This is a genomic window from Candidatus Omnitrophota bacterium (assembly GCA_016209275.1).
GTDB lineage: Bacteria > Omnitrophota > Gorgyraeia > Aquiviventales > Aquiviventaceae > JACQWM01.
In genome coordinates this window covers 101,223-121,527 of the sequence record JACQWM010000004.1, presented here as the reverse complement: position 1 = coordinate 121,527, position 20,305 = coordinate 101,223, and the positions used below count along the sequence as shown (strand labels likewise).

The window sequence follows — 20,305 nt, the reverse complement described above, 5'->3', positions numbered from 1 at the left end:
GCTCTCCTATGCGTGATTACACCGATTGGGCCACCACTCTCATATGCGAGCTCAGGCCGCGCGCCTGAAGAAATCCCTGAAACTCAACCCTGCCCTCCGCCCCCAGCTGCGTGAGGAACGTGGTCCAGAACCGGTCGCGCAAGAGTTTCCCCAGGCTATGCTCCAAGATGCTCACGTCGAGCTGCCCAGGAGTGGTCACCTCGAGCACACGGAACCCCGACCGTTCAAGCAGAAGTCGGATCGATCGCGGATTGAAGAAATTGATGTGGTGCGGCGGCTGCACGCTCTTCGATCGCTCCCACAGCACTTGGATATCCAACCCGAGCCCGTTGAGCGTCGTCATGATCAACAGATCTCCGGGTTGCAGGAGTGCGCGGGCTGAGGCCAAAAACTGTTCAGGATTCTGAACGTGCTCCAGGAGCTCGAAACTCACGAGCGCGCCCGGGCGCGTTGAGGCCACCGGCAGGTCCTGACGCGTCATCTCCTCGATGAAGCGGGGCACGACGGTCAGTCCTTTCTCGCGGCAGATGCGCAAGCCTTCAGCAGAGGGCTCAATGGCAATCACATCCCACCCTTGAGGCGCCAGTGCCCGCATCTCCTCACACAACACCCCGTAGCCGGCCCCGATGTCCGCCACCCATCCGCCGGACGCCGCCTCGGGCTTGGCCGTGGTGCATCGGGCGAGTGTTTCGAGCACCATCGCCGCGCGCGGCTTGATGATCGCTGCCCGCCGAGCGGTTTCTGTTTGTCGATAGAACTGGTTGGACAAAAACGCAATCGATGGCGCCTCCTGGTAATACCGTTTGAATGCCGCCGCCTCGGCCCGAGGGTTCGCAAAGAGCGTGGCGCAGTCTGAACAGACCTCAAAGGCGAAGGCATCCTTCTCAAAGGCGGCGCGCGTGGCGCGCCCTCCGCACGCAGGACACGCGATGCGCTGGTGGGGTGCTTCGAGAAAAAAGCGCGGTATATCCGCCTTCGCTAAGCGCAGGAATTCATCAAATAAGGCTTCCGGACGAACCTCGGCTTCGTTCAACGCCACCGGCATGGCTAATCCCCTCCTGCCACGGGAAGCATCACCCCGGTGATATAGTCTCCGGCCTCAGAGGCGAGGAAGAGCGCTGCGCGAGCCACATCAAGCGGCGCGCCGGCGCGTCGCAACGGGGTGAGCGCGACTCTTCGCGACAGAGACGTCCGGCCTATTTTTCTGTGGAAGGCCGTCTGGATCACCCCAGGACGGATGGAGTTGACCAAGATGTTGTACGGCGCTCCAACTCTGGCCATCCCGATGGTAAGCGCGTCTAACGCCGCCTTCGCCGCCCCGTAGTGCAGTGTTGCCGCCGAGCCGCCGTACTTGGCCGCGATGGAGCTGATGTTGATGATTTTGCCGCCGCGCTGCCGCTTCATCGCGCGAAACGCCGCTTGTGCGAGAAAGCAGGGGGCTTTGGCGTTCAGTGCGAGGGTCTGATCCCACCCGGCTTCGGTCAGTTCTGTGAACCCCTGCGGGTCAATCACTGCGCCCGCGTTGTTGATCAGAACGTCGATGCGATGAAACCGATGAAGAAACGCCTGCATCAGCGCCTGCGCTGCGCCGGGTGCTGCGAGGTCGGCTTGAAAGCATTCGGCGATGCCCCCGCGCCGGAGGATCTGCCGATGCAGCGAAAACGCCGCGCGGCGTCCGCGGTGGTAGTGCAGACCCACCGCAGCGCCCGAAGAGGCGAAGAGCGCGGCCATCGCAGCGCCGATGCCTCCGCTGGCCCCGGTGATCAACACGCGTTTATCGGTTAATCGCGCACACATCTGAAAACCCATGAGCTCGCAACCAATACTCCACTTGCGGAATCTGCCACGGATAATCCACATCGCAGCCGCCCCATTGGATGAGCGGATGGATCCGCCGCCCCATCCACCGCTGCGGCAGCAGCCCTTCAGGCAGATGCTCCAGGCAGCGCGGCCGTACGACCGACACCGACATATCGGCGAAATACACGTCGCCCTGCGAGTCGCGGTCGCAACTCATGGTCCGAGGATCGCCGAATGTTTCAAACGGCACGAACGGATGCAGCAATCCATCCGGCCCGACCTTTCGCGCTCGCAACGGGCTCCACATGTTGTAGCGCGAGACGGACACCGCCGAATCCAGCAATGGATCGGCGCGCAGCGCCTCAATGCCGGCATCGATCAGTTCGCCGGTGACGGTCGCCGCGTTGGCGAAGAGGAGGACCATGAGTTCCACCGTCTGCCCGGCGGCGGCTAACTGCTCTTGAATGACCCGATACCCATGCGCAAACGCGTCCTCGCCCAGCGCCGCAGGCGTGCAGAGCGAATCCGGGCGCACGATGATCTGCGCCTCGTGCTGCCGTCCCACCGCCATGATCTCCTCATCGTCTGTCGAGACATGCACGGAACCCACGTACCGGCTGGCCTGCGCTGCCAACAGCGGATACGCCATGAGTGGGCGGCCCAACACCGAATGAAGATTTTTCCCTGGGAAGCCTTGGCTTCCCCCCCGACCCAGCAGCAATGCCGCCACCGTCATGCGGAAACGCGCTCCTGCGCCTCGTGCCCGGTCCAATCGAAATCCCGCTCGTAGCCCAGCTCAATGAGAAACTCTCCGCAGCCTTCTTTGAAGCGCTGGATATGCTCCTCGGTCAAGTGATTCCGCCAGTCCCCTACGATGCCTTTGCGCACGGTCGGCCGCCCATCGCGAACGTTGGCCTTGAGATCAAACCGCGTCTGCGCCTTCTCCTTCGCGATGATCCGCTGGATGCTGGCGTCCGAGGGCCGAAATCCATACCAGTTCAGCACCCGCGTCAAAGCCGCGCCGGGATCCGGCCGCAGCTCCTCGAACCGCACCAGACAAAACCGCTGCGGCTCGCACTGCGCAATGGGTAGCCACGCGCGGACCCATGGCACATACTCCTGCAGGACGACGTCAAGGCAATGGGAGAGGCCGACCGCCTTCGGCACGCTGTGGTAGTGCTGATGGTGCCGGTGTCGGGGATAATGCAGCACGGCGAAATAGCGCGAGACGCACTCATCCCGGAAATCCCGGATCATGACGACCGCCGGCAGCCGATACGCGTCGAGCACCGCCAGGTTCGACGGCGAGGCGGCGGTGTGCAGCTTCAGCACAGAATAGCGCGTCCGCGGCAGTCGGGCGAAGACGGCCTCGCAGACATCGTGGCGCTCCGTGCAACGATCAGGGTCATTGGGATCGCGCAGCCGATAGCCGGGAATGCCGGCGAGCAAGTGCGCCATCAGTTGCGTGCCGGATCGCGGCGGGCCGATGACGACCAGCACCGGGTGGGGCCAGCGATAGCGAGGGCGGTAATAGGCGCTCACCGCGATCTGCTCCGCGAGGCCGCGGGCGGCGCGATACGGCGGGGCCAGCAGGCGGCGCAATGCCGCTGGCATCAGTCTGCGCACGAACGTCATGAGCGGCATCTTATCGAGTCCACCCTAGGCTGTCTCGCAGGTCCGCGATGTGATGCGTTTGAATCAGGTTCATCCGATTGCCGGAGCGCGGGTAGCCGACCGCCGTGACCAGGACGAGGTCCTCATCCTTCAGCTTGCCGCAGCGCCACAACGCCTCCAAGCATTTCGGGATATGATCGACGCTCGTCCTGGAAAACGGAATATCCACGGCGATACCCTCGGTTCCCGGCAACAGCTGGAAGCTGCGCGCCGTCGCCGGATCATGGCTTACCGCCAAGATGGGTTGCCTGGGGCTGCGCGCCGCGACCACGCGCGCGGCGTACCCCTTGGCGGTGACCGCGACGATCTTCGTCACCGGCAATCGGCGGCAGATCAGGGCGATGGCATCCTCAATCGCTTGGGGAATGCTGCAGGGCTCCTGGGCCGCATCATCATCGAGCAGGGATTGCAGATGCGACGAGGCGGTATCGGCGATGCGGCGCATGGTCGCCACGGCCTCGACCGGAAACTTGCCGATCGCGGTTTCTCCTGAGAGCATGACCGCCGCCGCGCCATCGAGCACCGCATTGCTGATATCGCTCACTTCCGCTTTGGTCGGTGTGGGGCTGCTGATCATCGAGTGCAGCATCTCGGTCGCGACAATGGCCGGCCGGCCGGCCTGGCGCGCCGCCTTGAGCATCTGCTTCTGGAGGATGGCCACGTGATGCAGACCCGCATCGATGGACAGGTCGCCGCGGTCGATCATGAGGCCATCCGAAAAGTCCAGGAGGCTCGTCAACTGCTCCAGGGCGCGCTGCGTCTCAATCTTGGCGATGATCCGCGGGCTCGCTCCCCCGATCAACGACCGGATCGCTTCGATCTGCTCGGCGCGTTCCACAAAGCTCACACCCACAAAATCAACGGCCTGCTCCTTCGCAAACTGCAGCATCGCGCGGTCGCGCGGTGTGACAGGCATCGCCGTCGGTTCCAGGGTGGAGACGTGGATGCCTTTGTGGCTGCGCAACGTGCCTGCGGTTTCCGCACGGCAGATGATGTCCTCTCCCTGAATACGCTGCACCGTGAATCGCAGCTGCCCATCATCCGCCAGAATCGTGGCCCCGGAGGCCAAGGCTTCGTGCAGCTGAGGATGCGACACCGGAACTTTGACGCGGCCATCGTGACGTTCATCGCCGGTCAGGACGAGCTGGTCGCCGACGCAAAACGTCGGCTCATGCTCCAGCGCCCCGGTGCGGATCTTGCCGCCGGGAAGATCGAAGAGAATCGGCATCTGGGGCGCGGCCGCCCTAATGTGCGCGATCGCCGCCGCATGCCACGTCAAGCTGCCATGAGAACCGTTGAGCCGTGCCACATCCGCCCCGGCCTCGGCCAGCGCGCGGATCGTCGTGTTCGTGTCGGTCCGTGGCCCAAGGGTGACCACAATCTTGACGCGGCTCATCAGACCACCGTGCACCGGTTGCAGGGAGCCACGCCCCGGCGCGCTTGTTGAAGATGGGCGGTCCGTAAGGCCGCATACGACGCCCCGCCCCAAAGCTCGCTTAATCGATGCTCCTGCACCTTGCCCACCGCCAACGTCGACCGATAATCCACATCGCACGGATTGACCGTGCCATCCCACCACACGAACATCCGGCGCCATAAGTCGGAGCACGGGGTGGCCACCTCATTCAGCGGCCGCTCATAGGTGTTCTCCCACGGATTGTACGTGACGAACGCCACCTGATCGACCACACCGCCCCAGAAGGCTTCCATCTCGCTCATGGATGAGGCCGCATCGACGCGAACCCCTGAGATGCGCGAGATGGTCCGGGCCTTGGGATAGTGCCGCTGCTGAATCTCGCGAAACCGCCGGATGTTGGCCACGACCGGCGCAAGTGTTCCCCCCACGCGCAGTTGACGGTAGGCCGGCTCAGAGGCCGCATCCACAGAAAAGACCACGACGCGCACATCCGCCGACAGGATGGCGTGGCATAACCGCTCATCCAATCGCGAGGCGTTGGTGTTCAGTTTCAACGCTAAGAATTTGCCGCGCGCATAGTCCAGCATGGCCGGCAGCTCGCGGCACAATGATGGCTCGCCGCGCGAGGCCAAGGTGACGGCCTCGCAGCACCCTACGGCTTGATCCACGATCTGCGTGAAGAGCTCCAGTGGCATCCGCCCCATGTGGCCGGCCCGCGCCTGGGTGAATGCGGCATCCGTCTGGTAGCAAAAGGCGCAGCGGTAATTGCACATCGACGTCGGCTCGACCTGCAGGCATGGCGGAAACTCATCGAGAATCTTCCGTTGGGGATAGCACTCGTACCGGTAGCGGTAGTGCACGTACCGTGGTAACTCCTCATCGCTCAACCGGCCGATTTCATCCACGATGTAGGGATGGAGCCGAAACAATGCCGGCCCTGCGGCCTCAGCCGGCTCCAGCAGCTCCTGGCACGCCTGGCGCACCACCGCCTTGGCCGCCTCCGACATCGCCGTTGCCTCAAGTCGCAGGGGAATCTGTTGAATGCGCTTCAGCATATCTTCCGGAGTGGTGCGCACGCGGATGTCCGCAAAACTGTTGGCCTTCGTGTAGACCGGGGCGGCCATCGTCATGACGAGACCAGCACGCGTTGACGAAGTTGGAAGCGCCGCTCGGCAAGCCACAGCAGCGGCGCGCAGGAGACGGCCACCGTCAGCGGGATCAGCCACCACACCGTGAGCCGCCCCGCGGCCATCAGTCCATAAGCCCCGGCATGAACCGCGAGCACATAGAGCAGCGGCAGCAGCTGCTCCGTCAGATGGGCCAGCGCGATGCGCCAATCATCGATGTAATACGCATACGCTTTCCATACGGTCAAGGCCGCCACGGCCAGCGCGGCCACGATGCCGGCAACAGGGGCGGCGGCCAGGCCCCATCCGCGTCGCAGCATGACCCAGAGCGCGGCCCCGAAGAGAGCCACCGCCACCGCCCAGATCCTCATGTAATACCACTGCTGGTTCGCAAATGCCGAGGCGAGGAACGTAGCCGGCAGCGTGGCCACGCACCACAAAAATGCCTCCATGAAAAAGAGCGGCAGCCATGGGATGAGCGCGGCGTAGCGGGGCAAGCACAGCGTGATCAGCCCCGGAAGGAGGGCGAGCAGACAGGATCCGACGATCGCCGTCCCGTAGGCCAGGGCCACTGAGGGCTTGACCATCCACGCGACGATCTCCTCGCGGCTTGGCGTCTTGCCCAACGCTTCAAGCAAATGGGGTTGGTACGCCTGGAGACAATCTCCGAGGAAGGAAATCAGCATGGTGACGAGGCTGCTCGCGAAGACGACCAACCCGAGCATCTCCATTCCCCCCAGGCTTCCGATGAGGCTGCGCTGCAGATAGATCATCAATCCGCTGGTGCTGGACAGCAGCGTGGCCAGGGCGAGCGGCCATCCAATCCGTGTGAGCCGCTTCAATTCAGCCCAGTCGATGGACGGGGTCAAACACAGCCGCTGCGATCGCGAATAGAGCCACACGCCGAAGAGCGTCGCGAGCACCGTGCTCGTCAATGTTCCCAGCGCCCCGAAGAACGCCGCCGCAGCCATCTTCAATGCCGCCCCCACCGTGGCTACCGTCGCTTCTACCTTAGCCTGGAGAGGAAAGTTCTTCTCGACGAAGGCGTCCAGCACATAGAGCTGATTCAGTTTCGCGATGATCATGCCGGCAGCGCTCACCAGCACGCCACATCGCATGGACCAGCGCGGCACGATGACCGCGACCACGATGGCCACAACGGCCCAACACGAGGCCAACGCCAACTCAGCGACGTACACCGTGTTGCGAACTCGCCGAGCCGCTTCCAGGTCTCCGCGCCCCCGAAGGTGGGAGAGTTCGCGTCTGGCGGCCTGATCCCATCCGACCCCGCCGAATAAGGCGAGCGAGGGGATCAACGTCCAGATCGCCAGCGCCCCATATTGGCTCGGGCCCAACGCTCGCGCCACCACATAGCTCGTCACAATGGAGAGGATGAGGCTCCACACGCGCCGGCCGGCGAGGTGGAGCGAATCATGGAGAATTTTCTTCAGGCTCATGGCGTCACGGACGCTTCATCTCGCAACGCGGCGAATGTCTGTAGCAGATCCGCCTGGGCCGGGGCCGCCAGCGGACGGTGGCTCACCGGCTGATCCAAGTACTGATCCACGATGGCCACAGCTTCCTCCGGGGCCGTAAAACGCGAGAGTGAAGCCGCGAATTGGCTCACGGCCGTGGGCCGCAGCGCCCATCCCCGAGGGACGAGCAGGCGAAACGGCACGCCGGCCAGTGCGGTTTCATACAAGGGGGTGGAGGGCGTATCCATGATGACTCGGTCGGCCCAGGAAAGCCACTGCGTGAAGGGCGCGCGCGAGATGGAAAGATGCGAGGCCCCCAGATCATGCACGAATCGTTCCACGGCCGTGGGCCGGGTCGCCGCGCCAGGAAACAGCTGAATGACGAACGTGTAGTCGCTGCGGCGGGCGAAGAGCCGCAGCAGCGCTGTTTCCAATCGATAATAGGCCGTTTCAGAATAGTCCGGCTTATTCAGATAGCGAAAGGCGTCCTCAGGCCGACCGACCACATACACCACCACGGGCCGTGCAGAGGAGAGTTTCATCGGAGGGCGACGCAGCCCCAGCCCTGCCTCATCGCGCCTGAGTCCGGCCAGCCGCGGCCAACGGTAGCTGCCCACATGCACCTGGGCCACGGCTCGGCCGGGGTAGAGCGCGCGGCGCGCGCGGAAGTAGTCCGCGAACTCGACATGAGGTACGACGTAATGCTGGTAAGGAAAGAGCTCGATCAGATCCCACGCCGGGGCCTCATCAGGACCGTCTCCATGCGCCATGAGCACGCTGCGGGCGCGGCTGTTTGGTCGATGACATGCGGCGACGGCGGCGGAGAGCGTCCGGTGATTCACGCAGGATGTGACGACGAAATCGACGCCAGCCTGCGCGTAGAGCGCATGAAACTGATCCGCCAGCGAGATCATGGGATACAGCTCAGAGGCCATCCATGACGTCAGGTGATCGGCAAGCAGCGGTCTCATCGGAACACCAAACCAGCTATCAGGCCATCGCCACAGCGGGCTGGCAGGAGCGCAGAGCTCCTGGGCCGCCGCGTGCCAGCGCGCGCGAAGCGATGCCGCCCCTTCCTCAACCTCATGCAATGTCAGCAGGCAGCGCCCGCCGTGCGAGAGATCAATCACCCGCTGCCCCCGGCTCAGCAAGCAACGATGCCCCTCGCTCAGCGCATGCCGCAGCAACCCTCGCAGGTCGCGATTGGTTTCGAGAAACAACAAGACCAGGGGACTCCCAGCCGAAGGACGCAGGCTCGAAAGCCAGCCCAACATCCGCCATGCCCACTCCCTGCTGCGTTCGTGACGCGCTTGAGCAGGTCCATGGTTGCCGTTGACGGCCGGCTCATTCGGCGCGATCTGCTCTTCGAACGGAATCCCCCGCGCCGCGCACAACACAGGCCACACGCGGGACCACACCCCGCCGCGAAGACCGTGCCGCTTCATGGGCAAGACGAACTGGTCAAGCCCTCCTGGCGGCTGGGGCCTGGTCCACAAGACGACGCGATCGTACGATCGCTGATTCAGCACCAGGGAACTCTCAAGGCCGCGGACAAACAGCTGATCGAGCATGATTTTCCAATAGTGGCCATACAGCATGGTCGGGCGGATGTTTCGCGCGCGCAGCGCTTCCAACCGTTCTTGCAGATGGACATCGATGTCATCGAACCACGCCAGCTGCTCCTGCCAATAGCGCTCCTCGCGCTGCCGCAACGCCTGCTCCGTTCCCGCGTCAGGCGCAATGGCGTAGGGCTGGCCGGCCCGGTCGAGCCAGTAGCTGGCCTGCGCGGTCAAGGACACCACATGATCGCCGGGTTCAGGCGCAAAACCTGGCGGATATTCATCGAGCAGTATGAGACGCGTCATCGCCGATACTCCTCCTGGAGCACCCCGTACTCGATGAGATCGATGTAGCAATGCTGCTTGAAGAGCGCTCGGCGCCGGCGGCCCTCCGGGCGCATACCTACTGTCTCGGCGAGCCGCTGCATCGCGGTATGGTGCTGGCTCGTGCCGCAGCCGACCCGATGAAGATTCATGGTCCCAAACGCATGCTCGAGCAGCAACCGGCAGGCCTCGGTCGCGTAGCCCTTGCCCCAATACGCTTTCTCTCCAACGAGAATGGCCAGCTCGGCCGACCGGTTGACCATGTCGATCTGTTGAAGCGCGATGTTGCCGATATGGCGATTGGCTCGTTTGGCGACGATCGCCAGCACCAGATCGCTCGGCGAGCGTGAGACGCTCCTGACATACGCGCGCGCCGCCTCGGCCGAATACGGCACCACATGGTGCCCATTGTGCCGGCAGACCTCGGCATCATTCAGCCACTGAGGATACCGGCCTGCGCAATCCGCCTCGGTCAGCGGACGGAGGATGATGCGCGATCCGATGAGAAAAGGGTGGCGTTTCATTGCGCGTTGATTCCTGTGGGCAGATAGGCGCTCAGCTCGGCAGCCATCGCTTCAGGAATCAGCGCCCGCTCAGACAAGAGCCGGCACAACCGCAAGAGGACCGCGTCGGCGTAACGGCGCGCCACGAATTGAGCGCCAAACGGCAGACCGGAGGGGCCGTGGAACACCGGCGCGCTGATCACCGGCGCGCCGCACAAGGTCCAGATCAAACACGTATCCGGCCGATCCGGCGCCTCAAGGCCGCGCATCGCTTCCCCGCCGGTGGATAGGGTCAGAAGCGCATCCAACCGCCGAGCCTGCATCCACTGATCAAACGCCTGTGTCAGCGCTGCCTGTCGGGCAAGCGCACCGTGATATTGGTCGAGCGTGATCTGCTGGCCATGCCGAATCATCGCCTGCAGCCGCCAGCTCAGATGCTCGCGCTGGCCATATTCCTGCTTGAAGTAATACGAGAGCGCCTTGTCATAAATCGTTTCATGCGCCGCATACGCCTCATCGAAGTCTGGCGGCAATGCGGCGTCTTCCACGACGATGTCGTGATCGCCGGCGAGTTGCTCGGCATACGCCAACAGCGCGGTCCTAGCATACGATTCCGCGTCCTGCCATGTCGGCCCACGGACCAGACCGATTCGCCATGGGGTGGCATTTCCTCGCATGGCAAAGGCTTGTTCCACCTCGCCGCTGAAGGGATAATCTGTGCCCTGGACCCGAAGAACGTCAAACAGCAATGCGATATCGTCGATGGTTCGCGCGAACCATGATACCGTATCCAGCGTATCCGTCGTTTTGAGGCTGCCTGTCCGCGGCAGCAATCCAAATGATGGCTTACATCCGTAGACCCCACAGTAGCTGGCTGGCCGGATGGTAGACCCAGCAGTCTGCGAGCCAAGGGCGAGCGGAACCATTGATGCGGCGACGGCCACCGCAGATCCGCTTGATGAGGTGCCCGGCGTGCGTTCACCATCATAGGGATTGACCGTTGGCCCTGGATGATGCACCGCAAATTCTGCGGTCACGGTTTTTCCCATCACGATGCCGCCAGCCAACCGTATGGCAGAAACGACGCGAGCGTCATTCCCCGGGGTGTAGCCGCTCCACAACGGGCTGCCCATGCCGGTGGGCATGTCATAGGTATTGAAGATGTCTTTGATACCGATGGGAATACCGCCGAGCAGTCCTGCATCGCCCCCCTCGTGAATGACGCCATCGACCGCCGCCGCCGCGCGTTTCGCCAGCTCCGGAGCCAGGAACGCCCAGGCCTTGAGCGACGGGTCAAGCCGTTCGATGCGGCTGATACACGAAGCCACCAGCTCTTTCGCCGTCAGTTCGCCTGCCCTGATCTGGCCGATAGCGTCGGTGGCGCTGAGCAGATACGGCTCACGGGCGCTCATCCGCCGCCACGCTCAAGCCGCTCCACGATGGCCGGACGCAGCGGCCGGGTCGCATCGGAAGGGTTTTTCGTCGTGTAGTCCGTCGGCAATGCTTTCGCCTTGCCTTGCCGAAGGGCCACCAACGTGTCGATAAACTCGCGCTCGGTCATACCGGTGATCTGCAAGTAGTAATCCAGGGCACGCGGCCGCGCCGAATCGGCGCGCTTCGCCAGCTCAAACGCTTCCTCGCGCGTCAGCAGGCCAGCACGCGCATCCGCGCTGGCATGATCGCTGCCGCGGCCGAAGCCGCGCTTGATAAACTTGGCGTAGTCGTGGACGCCGGCCATGATGCATTCAACGCTCTTGTATCCCTTGTACGTCCCCTCCACGACGTCTTCCCGCCAGCCGTACACCCGCTTGACGAACTCCATCTGGCGCTCATCATCCCAGAACATATAGTCGCCCAGATGTATACCTACGACCCCGGCGCGCTCAATCTCCTCCACAGAAGGCAGTTGAAACGGATGGATGTCCTTTGGCGTGATGGTCTCATCCACCATGCCGTCGGCCTCCACCCGAGCCGAGACCTTGGTGAAATAATCCCGGTCATAGCGCGTGACTCCTTCGAAGTAGGTCGCGCGCCCGTCGTTTTCCGAGAGCGATTCTCCCCAAATCAGCAGGGGAATCTTAAACTTCACCGCGATCTGCAACGGAAACGCCCCCACACCCATATGGCAGTGCCAGCAGGCATCTCCGATCATCGGCAGCGATTTTTTGGCCAGCGCGTTGATGAGGCTGCGGTGGGGCGTGAACATGATGTGGTCCACCTGGAAGGTCTCCAGGGCGTTGTGCAGATTGTCCAGGCCGGTCTGCGTGTACCAGTTGTGGTTGAAGGTCACCGCCAGCGGCTTCATCCCGTAGCGCTTCACCAGCACATGGAGCTGGAATGTGCTGTCTTTGCCTCCGGAAATCGGCGCGATGCAATCGTAATTGCTGCCGGAGCGGCTCTTGTGGAACGCCAAGAGCTTGCGAAGCTCTTGCTCGCGCGCCGCCCAATCGATGTGCATCTTATCTTCAGAAGATCGGCAGGCGGTGCAGATACCCAGCTCATCGAAGCTCACGCCCTCAAGCGTCTCGGGCATGCAGCAGCGGGTGCAATAGTTCAGCACCCCATCGTATAAGGGCTTCCCGGGCGTTGCCATTTATCCTCTACGGGAGACGCGTTCAACCGCCCGCGCGATGTCCATCACGTCATCCAGGGTATGCGGCGGACGCACATGCTCATTAACCAACAGCTCCTCGAAGGACAATGACTCGGCCGCGGGGCACGCCCCGGCATAATAATTCGTCTGAATCGACTGATTTTCAGGCGCGGCGAACGGATATCCGCGCTTGAAGGCGATCCGCCGCTGGTAGAGCGGCTGAAGATAGAGCGGCCGGGTGTAGCCTTCGTGCCAGATGATCCCCTCGGCACGCATGAGCCGGGCAAACTCGGCGCGCGGCATCTCCAGCGCCTCACGCCGCAGCCGGACCGGATACAGGTAATACGTGCTGCGGCAGCCGCACGAGCCGGCCTGGCCGAACGCCGCATGGCTGCACGCCGGAGGAGGAATCAAAAATCCGTGAGGTGCGAGCGCTCGGCTGAGAGCTTCGACGAGACATAAGCGCGCCGCATTGAGACCCGCCAATTTCTTCAGTTGCTCACTGGCGATGGCCGCCGGCAGCTCGGTGAGCCGCAGGTTCAGGCCGATGATGTTCGTGATGGCCTCATAGCCGGCAGGGCCGACGACCGCCTCGCCATGATTGCGGATCAACGCCAGCCGATACCGCAGATCATCGTCGTTGGTCAGACACACGCCGCCCTCCCCGGCCTGGATCGTCTTATTCACGTTGAGGCTGAACACGCCAATATCTCCCAGGGTTCCAACCGGCCTTCCTCTATAGAGGGCCCCATGGGCCTGGGCGCAGTCTTCCACGACCCTCAAGCCATGTCGTTTGGCGATGGCGAGAATCGGGTCCATGTCCGCCGGAATGCCGAACTGGTGGACCACGATCACCGCCCGGGTCCGCGGGGTGATGCGCGCGACAATCGATTCCGGATCCACACTTCCCGTCTCGCGCCGCACGTCCGCGAAAATGGGAATCGCCCCGTAGAACAGCGGGCAGCTCGCCGCCGCGGTCATGGTCAGCGGCGAGACGATCACCTCATCGCCGAACCCTAGCCCTAAGGCGCCGATCGCCGCCAGTAAACCGGACGTGGCGCTGTTCATGCTCACGGCGTGGCGAGCGCCGTAGGCAGCAGCCCATTGCCGCTCAAGCTCTTGCACCCTCGGCCCGCCCCAGAAACTAAACGGCGGCTCAGGCGCGTGCGAGCCCTCGAATAATGAGAGATAGCCGTCACGCATCACCGCCTTGACCGCATCTAGCTCTTCTGGGCCGGTGGTGATGTTATCCAGCCATGGCTTGGTCCTGACTGGTGAATGGTGCATGAGCTCTGTCATCCCGCCACCTGAGGCATGGCCAGCTCCTGCGCTTGCCACACCAACGCCATGGTCTCTGACGCCGCGGCCAGATCAACGCCAAGGGCTCGCCCGCGGTCTTCACCGCCCAATATGGCGGCGATCGCATCCACCGCATGCGCCAGCGGGTTCATCAAGCCGAGCCGCGGAAATCCCTCGGCGGGCACGAGCACGCGCTCCCCGTACCGGTTGACCTGCACGCGATCCACGATAATCCGTTCTCCGGCATCGAGTAGGCGCGCGCGGCCTTGCTCAAAACGAAACTCGAATTCCAGCAGTTTGTAGTGAGTTTCTTCGATCGCCTCAAGAACAAGCGTCGCGCCTGCGCACCGCGCGCGCACCGTCAAGTTCTCATCGCCTTCTCTGCCTCCTGCGACTACGGCGGATGACGCCACCTCAATGGGAGAGTCAAACAACAGACGCACCGTATCCACCACGTGGGTGCCATTGTTCAGCCAGCCGCCGTAATAGGTGCAGCGTCCGCCCAGCAGCGCCCCGAGCGCGCCGGAACAAATCAGGGACGCAAGCTCCTGGTGGATCGGATCAAACCGCCGTGTATGATTCACCAAAACCCGCACGCCGGTGGCTTCGGCGCGATCGCGCAGCTGCCGCATTTCGTCAGGGTGGCCGCACAGCGGTTTCTCAACGAAGAGGACCCGAGGGCGATGCGCCGCCTCCATGATCTGCATCGCCTGCGGAACATGGCATGGCGTCGGGCTGCAGACGCTGATGACCTCGCACGATTCGATGGCCAAGAACTCATCCAGCGAGGCATAGCCTCGCGGCACATCCCAGGCACGCTGAAACCGCTGCAGCCGCTGCTCGTTGGGATCCATCGCGGCGATGAGGCGGAAGCGCGGATGTTGCGCGTACGCCTGCGCATGGCTCTCGATCGGCGCGCTACTGCCCGGCGCATCGTAGGTGCCGGCCATTCTGCCGCACCCAATAATCCCCACGCTCCACCGCTGCGCCATTAGCCAATGTCCACTTTTCGTTCGGCAACCCACCGTCGAGGCACATGGCGGTTGCGCTCGGCGAGCGCTGGATGCGCATCCAGAAATTCGATGATCTGAGCCAACCCAAACCCCGGATGCTTGGGGTAAAAGTGCTCAAAGATCGCCGAGATCACCTCGAAATCCTCAGCCGCATCGACTTCAAGATGGAGATCAGGACGGCGAAACCACGCTGGGGCTTCCAGATTGCGCAATCGGTACCGTTCGGGATGATGCGCAATATGGAGATCCACATTGGCCCGCTGAGCCGGGTCGGTCACATAGCGCTCGGCATCCACCAGGACGCGCGTTGGATACACATACAGATCGATGCCCGGGGGGTACGTGATCGTTAAGGCATTCGAGACATAATCATACTGCTCGGCGTGCTTCAGATAATAGCCGATGACCTCATCAATAATGCGGGGGTCCGGCAGGGGGCTGTCCCCCATGAACTCCGCGTGAAGATCCACGTCAAAGGCCTTGAGCGCTCCGATGATTCGCGATAAGCAGTCCTCTTCGCTGCCCCGGAAACATCCGACGCCAAGCGTATGGGCTAGCCGTTCAATCGGATCGTTGCCCTGCTCCACTGAGGTGGCAATCACAACCTGATCGATCAATCGGCTCTGCTGAATCCGCTCAATCTGCAGTTGCAGCATCGGTTTTCCGACAATCGGCTTCAGCACTTTTCCCGGAAGGCGCGAGGACCCCATCCGCGCTTGAACCGTCGCCACGATATTCATGACGCCATCCTGGCCTCAACCGCCAGCTCCATCACCAGATCGGCGATCCGAGCGGCGGCCCCCTGATGCGCGAGCACTCCTGCGGCGGCCTGGCGCATCCGATCTCTGGCGGATGATCCGGCGCTGCACGCCTCGCTGAGCCATCGCCGCAGCGCCTCAACGGAGAAGGCAGACTCAACCAGACCCAGCTCAGAGCCGATAAATGCCTCGGCAGCGGTCCGCGTCGGCCGGAAGCTGCTCGCCGGCCGGCCGGCGAGCACCGCCTCCAGCAACACCATCGACAACATCCCCACGACGAGATCAGCCGCCATGACGCAAACAGATGACGGCTCTTGTCCTGACACCACGCAGAGATTGCGACGCTTCGCGCGCGACCCAAACTGCAGCGGTTGCGATTGCTCCCGCGGGTGCCGCTTCACTACCAGCGCTAGACGCCCGCGCGTCTGCTGCTCGAGTGTTTCAATCGCTTCCACAACGCCCTCCAGGGCGTCTTGCTCAGTAAAATCATACGGGGACGGGCTGCCTGGCCCATGAAATTGAGAAAACGGCTCTGATACGAACAGGACGACGCGCGAGCCATCAGGCGATCGGCCGAGCGATTCGCACCAAGCCCGGCGCAGCTCGCGAGCGCGCGCTTGGCACCCTGGGGCTTCCAAGGCGTTGATCATGGTTTCAAGATGCGGGTGCCCGGTCGCGATCATCAGATCCTCAGGCAGACCTGCGCGCGCGGCTTGGGCGAGTGCTACCTGATCCGGCACCGCGATTCTCGTGGGAAGCACGAGCCGATTCGATCTCGGATCAAGAAACCGCTCTCGGTAATGGGTCCAATGATCCACCACCGAGACCGACGGCAGCAAGCACTCATTGCCGAGCGACAGCAAGCGTTTATCGAGCGTCCATCCCCACGATGTGCCCAATAGCAGGACGTTGGGCGATGCCTCGCGCATCAACGGTTCGATCGCGTCCGCCTGGCGTGGCGAGAGCCCGGCACCCGCAAAGACCTCTGCCGCTTGCGCGCAGGCGGCGACGACCACCTCGGCAGACAGGCTTCGGCGCAACGTGGTGATGACCGGAACCAGCGCGTTGGCTGCGCCCGCTTCCTGCGCAGCCGCCAACACGCGCACGCGGCCCGAACGCTCCATTAATTGTTCCATGCCGGCCGCCACTCAGGGCGCTGGGGAATCGTGACCGCCTGCCCCGCAGGCTCCACGGCGCGATACAAGGTGTTCAGCGATGGATTGCGCGCGAAAATCCTGGCCAGGCCGATGCGATCAAAGCCGTAGAGTCTCAGGCATTGTTCACGCTCTTTGCGTTGAGCATCCGTAAAGTACACGCGGAAGGCCATCGGCGTTTCGCGCGCAAAGGCGCCGAGGGGTTTGCCGCTGCTGTCGCTGAGCCATTGAGGGATGTCGTAGGCAAGCTCCACGAACACGTCGTCAACGTTTCCATCCTTGCGCAAGACCCCTTCGAATTTCGCCAGCAGGAACTGCTCAAGCGCGTGAACCTCCTTCCTCACGGCCTCAGGGTTCGCGGTGGGCACGCGCTCCTGGACGAGTTCGCGGCACATGCGGGCGATGAACGGCACCCAGTCCTCAATATGCCGGCTGATCATCAGGCCTTTATGGGTAAACACGACATTATGCCCGGCCTCGCCCTTGAGCAGCCGGGCATAATGTTCCGGCCGGCGATAAAACTCGAATAAGGCCTCTTCTGAATCCCACAGCTCTTCTTGGGTATCACGGATGAAACTTTGCACGATCTGTTGAACGGACTCGGGGGCCTGGTGCAGGTGCTCCGCCGTGTTCGCCAGCCAATCAAACGGCGAAATCCCCCACGCATTGAGATATTTCACGAATTCCCAGCATTGATAATCGTTGTACATCGTCTCCGTCAGCAGCGCGAAGACGCGGATCTTCACATAGTCGTCGAATGACAGGCTCTTGGACGCCACCGCCACTTCTTCCACGTCAAAGATCTTCGTGCCGTCGTAGGCGCCGAAATTCAGCGGCACGAGCCGCCACTTGCCCTGGTAGCCCCACTGGGCTCGGTACGCCGCGTCCTTGTACTCCGTGCCGTAGAGCAGTTGCAGCGTATAGGAGTAGATGAGCTGGGCCTTGGTGTCCATGAGCTCCTTCAGACCCTGCATGAACGACGCGAGCGTTTCGCCAGGCAGCGGCACGATCATCTCGGCTTTCTGCACGCGGCCCTGTCGCACCAGCACCTCGTTGATCTGCTGGTACGCCTCAAGACTCACATTCTGACGCCGGATGTTCTCCAGCACCGCCTGGTTCATTGATTGGACAGACATGTTGATGCTCATGCTGGTCCCTAAGATTTCCGTCGCCTTGATGATGCGGTCCTTGCTGTTCTTGCCGGTGGTCGAGAGGATGCGCAGGGGCCAGCCGTGCCGCTCCTGCAGCCGCTTGAGGATCCGGCAGAGCTCCGCATCGCGAGGATACATGCCGAAATTGTTGTCGGCCAGCACGAGCAGGCCCACGCCTGAGGCCGCCATCCGCGGCGCGATGTAGGAAAACTCCGCCTCCAGATGCTCCAGCGGGAACATGTTGACCTTCGAAAAATAGCTGTTGCCGGCGTTGCAGAAGTTGCACGTGAAGGGGCACCCGCGATTCGTTTCGACAATGGGAGTGAGCCGCCCATCGAAAAATTGATCCAAGAGGCCGGTGGCATAGGGCGAGGGGATCTCCCCCAACGCGCTGATGCGCGCCACCGCGGCTCCGGACACCAACCGGCCGGTGGTCGGCGAGATGGACTGGCATCCGTCGATCGGACGCTCGCGCAGCTCGCGGACATCAGGAGACGATTGAAACGCCTTGAGAAGATTCACAAACGCGGCCTCGCCTTCATAGTACACGTGGAGATCCGTGGCTGGCCGCGTTGACAGAAACGCCAGCTGGCTTGGCGCGTCAAACGGATAGTTCGTGCCCCCTTGCACCGTGACGATCGCGGGGTTGATCTGCTTCGCGTGCTCGCAGGCGAATTCCGAGAGGTGGCTGTTCCACACGTAATTGCTGCATCCGAGGATGTGCGGCGGTTGGCACTTCAGCGCCTCAAGCAGCGGTTGCACATATTTGAAGAGCGAAATCTGCACCGCATCGCCAAGCTGCTGCTTGGCATACGAGGCGATGAGGCCGATGTTGTAGGGCATCATGTCGACGGCGAGCTTGCCGGTGCCGTCGTGCGTGAGATCGGCGAGGAAGATGCGCATCGGCTCTTGGCTCATTTCGGAAACCTCGCACGGACCGCGTCGCGAATGGCCAGCTCCGCCGCCACCGGCTGCTTCTCGGCCACCCCCAAGAGCCGCTCCACCCGGCGAATGCCGTCCACCATGGCCCTGAGCTCCTCCGGGGTGACAGAGAGCGCATGATCCGTGCCTGGCAGCGATTTATCCATGGTGAAATGCTTCTCGATCACGGCAGCGCCCAACGCCACGGCGATCAGCGGCGCCGTGATCCCGATGGTGTGATCAGAGTATCCGATCGAATGCTCAGGGAACGCCTGCCGCAGCGCTTCGATGGCCCGCAAGTTGGCGTCCTCATCCTTCAGCGGGTACTGGGTCACGCAATGCATGATGATCACGCGCGGGACGGCGCGCAGGCGGGTGACCGCCTCGCGCACCTCATCCAGCGTCGCCATCCCTGTCGACAGATACACCGTCTCCGCCTGCGTGCTCACATAGTCCAACAACCGCCTGTTCAACAGCTCGGAGGAGGCGATCTTGACGGCCCGCAATCCCATCTGCTCGCACAGAAACTGCGCCCGCTCAACGGTGAACGGCGCGCTCAAGAATCCCACCCCGGCGGCTCGAGCCGCCTGGGCGAGCTGCCGGTGCACGGCATCCGGGACTTCCACGCGCCCAAACCACGTCTTTTCCGGATCGTCATCCGCCACATCCGCGCTGCGATAGGACTGAAATTTGACGATGTCCGCGCCGGTGGCGGCGGCAGCACAGATCATCTGCCGCGCGCGATCCCAGTCGCCGACATGGTTCTCGCCGATCTCCGCAATGATGGTGGTCCGCGGCGCCATCAGAACGCGGCCTCTGCGCAGGCTGTTGAATCCGGACACCGCCCAAACCGTTCCAGCATGCTTGCCGGCCACACTCGCTGCAACTCTTCCCATCCACGGCGCACCGCCGCAGGATCACTGGTCATGCTGCCGTGGTGGCGGCGGTACGTAAACAGCGGCTCAGGCACCCGGGACGCCGCCCGGCCGCTGCGCAGCAAATACCGCAGGTAGAGGTCGTATTCTTCCCAGAAGAGTTCGCGGTACCCCCCGACGCTCAACACGAGATCGCGCCGCATCATGGTCCCGACGGCCGTCAGATCAAAAAGATTAAAGCTCCCTAATGTGATGAGACGGCGCGCCCGGCGCTTCTCGGACCACTCGTAGCGGTCGGAATACACCAGATCGGTCTGGCCCTCACGCAGCAGCGTCGACATCCGTTCAAGCAGCGGCGGCTCAAACGTGTCGTCCGCATCCAGGCGGACGATATACTCGCCGTGTGAGGCCTCAAGCGCCTGGTTGCAGGAGGCCACGAGCCCTTGATTGCGCTCATGGGCCAGGTACTGCACGTTGCTGCGCGCACGATACGGGGCCATCGCCTGTTCTGTCGCGTCGGTGGACCCGTCATTGACGAAGACCACTTCGTAGCCATCGCGCGGCATGGTTTGTCGGTCAAGGCTCCCCAGCGCCTCGCCGACCCAGGGGGCTCCGTTATAACAGCAGAGGATCACGCTGATCCGACTCATGCCCAGCGCATC

General features: G+C 62.9%; 18 protein-coding genes. All 18 read right to left on the bottom strand.

The window, feature by feature from the left end:
• Window positions 1–16: 16 nt before the first annotated feature.
• The 18 genes from HY737_01070 to HY737_00985 are packed head-to-tail and all read right to left on the bottom strand — an operon-like array spanning window position 17 to window position 20,293.
• Entirely contained in the window at window positions 17–1,045 is a 1,029-nt protein-coding gene (locus HY737_01070) for a class I SAM-dependent methyltransferase (GenBank protein MBI4596978.1), read from the bottom strand.
• Window positions 1,046–1,047: 2 nt separating this feature from the next.
• Window positions 1,048–1,809: an SDR family oxidoreductase gene (locus HY737_01065; protein MBI4596977.1), complete on the bottom strand. Its 762-nt coding sequence runs from the start codon at window positions 1,807–1,809 to the stop codon at window positions 1,048–1,050.
• Window positions 1,775–2,536 (bottom strand): cytidylyltransferase, encoded by a 762-nt coding sequence (locus tag HY737_01060; protein MBI4596976.1) that lies wholly within the window; start codon window positions 2,534–2,536, stop codon window positions 1,775–1,777. The genes HY737_01065 and HY737_01060 overlap by 35 nt, the downstream gene beginning before the upstream one ends.
• Window positions 2,533–3,444 carry a sulfotransferase domain-containing protein gene (locus tag HY737_01055; GenBank protein ID MBI4596975.1) on the bottom strand — a complete coding sequence of 304 codons (912 nt, stop codon included), beginning with the start codon at window positions 3,442–3,444 and terminating at the stop codon, window positions 2,533–2,535. The genes HY737_01060 and HY737_01055 overlap by 4 nt, the downstream gene beginning before the upstream one ends.
• A 1-nt stretch (window position 3,445) precedes the next feature.
• The gene (gene pyk / locus HY737_01050; protein MBI4596974.1) at window positions 3,446–4,870 is read right to left on the bottom strand and encodes a pyruvate kinase; all 1,425 of its coding nucleotides are present in this window, start codon (window positions 4,868–4,870) and stop codon (window positions 3,446–3,448) included.
• Window positions 4,870–6,021 (bottom strand): radical SAM protein, encoded by a 1,152-nt coding sequence (locus HY737_01045; protein MBI4596973.1) that lies wholly within the window; start codon window positions 6,019–6,021, stop codon window positions 4,870–4,872. Before HY737_01045 ends, pyk begins: the two co-directional genes overlap by 1 nt.
• Window positions 6,018–7,475 carry a hypothetical protein gene (locus tag HY737_01040; protein ID MBI4596972.1) on the bottom strand — a complete coding sequence of 486 codons (1,458 nt, stop codon included), beginning with the start codon at window positions 7,473–7,475 and terminating at the stop codon, window positions 6,018–6,020. Before HY737_01040 ends, HY737_01045 begins: the two co-directional genes overlap by 4 nt.
• On the bottom strand, window positions 7,472–9,358 hold the full coding sequence (locus tag HY737_01035; protein ID MBI4596971.1) for a hypothetical protein: 1,887 nt from the start codon (window positions 9,356–9,358) through the stop codon (window positions 7,472–7,474). The genes HY737_01040 and HY737_01035 overlap by 4 nt, the downstream gene beginning before the upstream one ends.
• Window positions 9,355–9,900, bottom strand: a complete 546-nt coding sequence (locus tag HY737_01030) for a GNAT family N-acetyltransferase (GenBank protein ID MBI4596970.1) — start codon at window positions 9,898–9,900, stop codon at window positions 9,355–9,357. Before HY737_01030 ends, HY737_01035 begins: the two co-directional genes overlap by 4 nt.
• Window positions 9,897–11,291, bottom strand: a complete 1,395-nt coding sequence (locus HY737_01025; protein MBI4596969.1) for an amidase — start codon at window positions 11,289–11,291, stop codon at window positions 9,897–9,899. The genes HY737_01030 and HY737_01025 overlap by 4 nt, the downstream gene beginning before the upstream one ends.
• A complete protein-coding gene (locus HY737_01020) occupies window positions 11,288–12,472 on the bottom strand; it encodes an N-acetyl sugar amidotransferase (protein MBI4596968.1) in 1,185 nt (394 codons plus the stop codon). Before HY737_01020 ends, HY737_01025 begins: the two co-directional genes overlap by 4 nt.
• Complete coding sequence (locus tag HY737_01015) at window positions 12,473–13,759, bottom strand: DegT/DnrJ/EryC1/StrS family aminotransferase (GenBank protein MBI4596967.1); 1,287 nt, start codon at window positions 13,757–13,759, stop codon at window positions 12,473–12,475.
• 8 nt (window positions 13,760–13,767) lie between these two features.
• Window positions 13,768–14,763 carry a Gfo/Idh/MocA family oxidoreductase gene (locus tag HY737_01010; protein ID MBI4596966.1) on the bottom strand — a complete coding sequence of 332 codons (996 nt, stop codon included), beginning with the start codon at window positions 14,761–14,763 and terminating at the stop codon, window positions 13,768–13,770.
• Window positions 14,763–15,524 carry a glycosyltransferase family protein gene (locus tag HY737_01005; GenBank protein MBI4596965.1) on the bottom strand — a complete coding sequence of 254 codons (762 nt, stop codon included), beginning with the start codon at window positions 15,522–15,524 and terminating at the stop codon, window positions 14,763–14,765. The genes HY737_01010 and HY737_01005 overlap by 1 nt, the downstream gene beginning before the upstream one ends.
• Window positions 15,521–16,678: a hypothetical protein gene (locus HY737_01000; GenBank protein ID MBI4596964.1), complete on the bottom strand. Its 1,158-nt coding sequence runs from the start codon at window positions 16,676–16,678 to the stop codon at window positions 15,521–15,523. The genes HY737_01005 and HY737_01000 overlap by 4 nt, the downstream gene beginning before the upstream one ends.
• Window positions 16,666–18,765: a radical SAM protein gene (locus HY737_00995; protein ID MBI4596963.1), complete on the bottom strand. Its 2,100-nt coding sequence runs from the start codon at window positions 18,763–18,765 to the stop codon at window positions 16,666–16,668. Before HY737_00995 ends, HY737_01000 begins: the two co-directional genes overlap by 13 nt.
• Window positions 18,762–19,571, bottom strand: a complete 810-nt coding sequence (locus tag HY737_00990) for an N-acetylneuraminate synthase family protein (GenBank protein ID MBI4596962.1) — start codon at window positions 19,569–19,571, stop codon at window positions 18,762–18,764. Before HY737_00990 ends, HY737_00995 begins: the two co-directional genes overlap by 4 nt.
• Window positions 19,571–20,293: a glycosyltransferase family 2 protein gene (locus tag HY737_00985; protein MBI4596961.1), complete on the bottom strand. Its 723-nt coding sequence runs from the start codon at window positions 20,291–20,293 to the stop codon at window positions 19,571–19,573. The genes HY737_00990 and HY737_00985 overlap by 1 nt, the downstream gene beginning before the upstream one ends.
• Window positions 20,294–20,305 lie beyond the last annotated feature (12 nt).